Here is a 2,613-nt window from a genome sequence, read left to right as displayed (position 1 = left end):
CCGTCGTGATCTCTACCCACATTCCAGCGGGCGACAGCGCGAAACTCTTACCCGCGGTGCTCTTCGCAGTGTGTTGCGCGCTCGCCGCGGGAATCGTGAACGGCCTGATGATCGGTCTCCTGCGCCTGAACGCGATCGTGGCCACGATCGGCATAAACGCCCTGCTCTACGGCGCGGTGTTCGCAGTTTCGGGCGGCATTCCGCGAACGACCACGCCGCTGCTTCGCGACATCGCCGGCGGCGACACTTTGGGCGTCGGGAACTCCGTGTATTTCGCGGTTGCGATCCTGATTGTTTTGACGTTCGTGCTGAAGAAGACGGTCGTCGGGCGGCGCTTCGAGGCGATCGGCGCCAATCCCCTGGCCGCACGGGCCGCCGGCCTCCACGTCCGGCGTCATCAGATGATGGCGTATGTCTACGCCCAGTTGCTGTACTGTACCGCAGGCGTCCTGCTCGCGGGCATCACGAACCAGCCGACAGCCTTTCAGGGCGACTCGCTCCTGCTCCCTTCGGTCGCCGTCGTCGTTCTCGGCGGGACCTCGCTGATCGGCGGCCGCGGGTTTCCGATTTCGACCGCGCTCGCGGCCTTCTTCCTAAATCAACTGAGCCAATTCGCGCTGGCGATCGGCGTGCCGTACTCGGCTCAGACCATCATTCAAGCTCTCGCGCTTGGATTTGGCATCGCCATTTATTCGTTCCGGTGAGCCAAAGGGACTGGAAACCTGACAACGAGGAGGAAAGAGATGAAAATGACAGCGGCCAAAGGAGGGGCGGCCCTCGCTGCGACGGCCATGATGCTTTGCGTCGGTACATCTGCGGCCAACGCCGAGACGCCGTCCTGGTGCGGTCCGAAGAAGGCCTCGATCGCCTTTCTCGATGGCTTCGGCGGCAACAGCTGGCGCCGGATCACGACGGCCTCCGCCAAGGAGGAAGCCGAAAAGTGCCCGAGCATTACCGGTTACGAATATGCCGACGGCCAGGGCAATACACAAAAGGCGATTTCGGACATAAAGAGCATGGCGGCGAAGGGCACAGACGCGCTCGTCGTCTTCGGAGACGCGGGCCCTGCGGTGCTGCCGGCGCTGACCAGCGTTTTTAAGGCGGGAAAGGTCGTGGTTCCGTATCGCGTCGAAGTCGGTGGCAAAGAAGGCGAGAACTACACCAAGTTTATCGGCGCGTCGTTCAAGAACGACGGCGAAAATTGGGGCAAGTGGATCAAGAGCATCCTGCCGAACGGCGGCAATTTGCTGTTCATCAGCGGCCCTGCGGGCAACAGCCAGGGCAAGGACGAACTGGAAGGTCTCAAGTCCGTCCTCGGGCCTGAGTACAAGTTCCTCAATCCGGCACCCTTTGACGTCACGAACTGGGATCCGGCGCTCACCCAGCAGGTGCTCACGGCCGAGATTGCCAAGAACCCGAAGATCGACGTGATCGTCTCCGACTTCGGACCGTCGCTCGTCGGCGCGCTCCCGCTGTTTCAGAAGTCCGGCCGGTCCGTTCCGGCGCTCGCCACCTCGGACGGCAACGTCCTCGGATGCTTCTGGACCGACATACAAAAAGACAATCCGGACTTCAAGCTGTTCACGGTCGCAACCGGCAACGATAATGCGCGCCTCGCCGTTCAGTGGGCCGTGGCTGCGGCGACGGGCGGTAAGCCTCCGAGCGAAAACGTCTTCAAGGCGCCCATGTTCGAGAATTCGGTGTCGGCCACGCCGCACTCGGTGGAGTGCCGTAAGGACCTTCCCGGCGACATCTATCTCTCGGCCGAGATGAAGCCCGAGGAACAGGCGAAGGCCATCAACAAGTGACCCCGCGGCTGCCCCGGCAACGCGCTCGCCGTCCGGGGCCGCACACTTTGGAGCGACCACTTACGGTTGTCGTGCAAAACGGATGAACGTCTTGGCCGTTGAACCCGAAAACGTGACAACGCTCGAGTCTCCCGGAGCCGACCATGGGCAGGCAACCATCCGCCTGTCCGGGATTTCGAAATTTTACTCGGGCGTCGCTGCGCTCTTGGACGTAAGCGTCGAGTTCTACACCGGCGAGGTTCACGCCGTTCTTGGCGAAAACGGCGCAGGCAAGTCGACGCTTATGAGCATCATCGCGGGCGTCAATCAGCCCGATCGCGGCGAGATCGAGTTCGAGGGCCGTCAGGTTTCGCCGATGACCCCGGAAATATCGGTCGCGTTAGGCATCTCGATCTCCTATCAGCACCCGGCCATCCTCGACGATCTGTCGGTGCTGGAAAACCTGCGAGTATCCCTTCCGCAATTGCTGTTCGCAGGACGATCCTCCCGGGCGGTTGCGAAAGAGATTCTCCACGCGGTCGGACTTCACGTCCCATTGCGGGCGCGAGGGGACTCGCTCACAGTCGCGCAAAAGCAGCTGCTCGAAATCGGCAAAGCCCTGGCCACAAGGCCGAAGGTGCTGATCCTGGACGAGCCGACGGCTTCGCTAGACCGCGAATCGACCGACATGCTGTTCGAGCGTATTCGCGCGGTGGTGAAGGCTGGAACCTCGGTCATCTACATCACCCACCGCCTGGCCGAGATCCGCCAGATCGGGCATCGCGTGACCGTTCTGCGCGACGGGCGCGTGCGGGGCCAGGCGCTC

Annotated in this window: 3 protein-coding genes; all 3 read left to right on the top strand. The window is 62.4% G+C overall.

The annotated features are described in order from the left end of the window. On the top strand, positions 1 to 704 hold a 704-nt coding region (locus tag ACLP25_RS25325; RefSeq protein ID WP_442471881.1), incomplete at its 5' end, for an ABC transporter permease. Positions 705 to 743: 39 nt separating this feature from the next. Next, positions 744 to 1,808, top strand: a complete 1,065-nt coding sequence (locus ACLP25_RS25320) for a substrate-binding domain-containing protein (protein WP_442471880.1) — start codon at positions 744 to 746, stop codon at positions 1,806 to 1,808. Between the two features lie 91 nt (positions 1,809 to 1,899). Beyond that, positions 1,900 to 2,613: ATP-binding cassette domain-containing protein (locus ACLP25_RS25315; protein WP_442471879.1), on the top strand; the 714-nt coding region annotated here is incomplete at its 3' end.

The sequence above is a fragment of the Roseiarcus sp. genome, assembly GCF_052145395.1.
Taxonomy (GTDB): domain Bacteria; phylum Pseudomonadota; class Alphaproteobacteria; order Rhizobiales; family Beijerinckiaceae; genus Roseiarcus.
Note: the sequence above shows the minus strand (reverse complement) of the source record. Positions and strands in the feature narration are given on the sequence as shown.

Coding starts and splice junctions, on each gene's coding strand:
- ACLP25_RS25320 (WP_442471880.1), top strand. CDS start 744: ATGAAAATGACAGCGGCCAAAGGAGGGGCGGCCCTCGCTGCGACGGCC.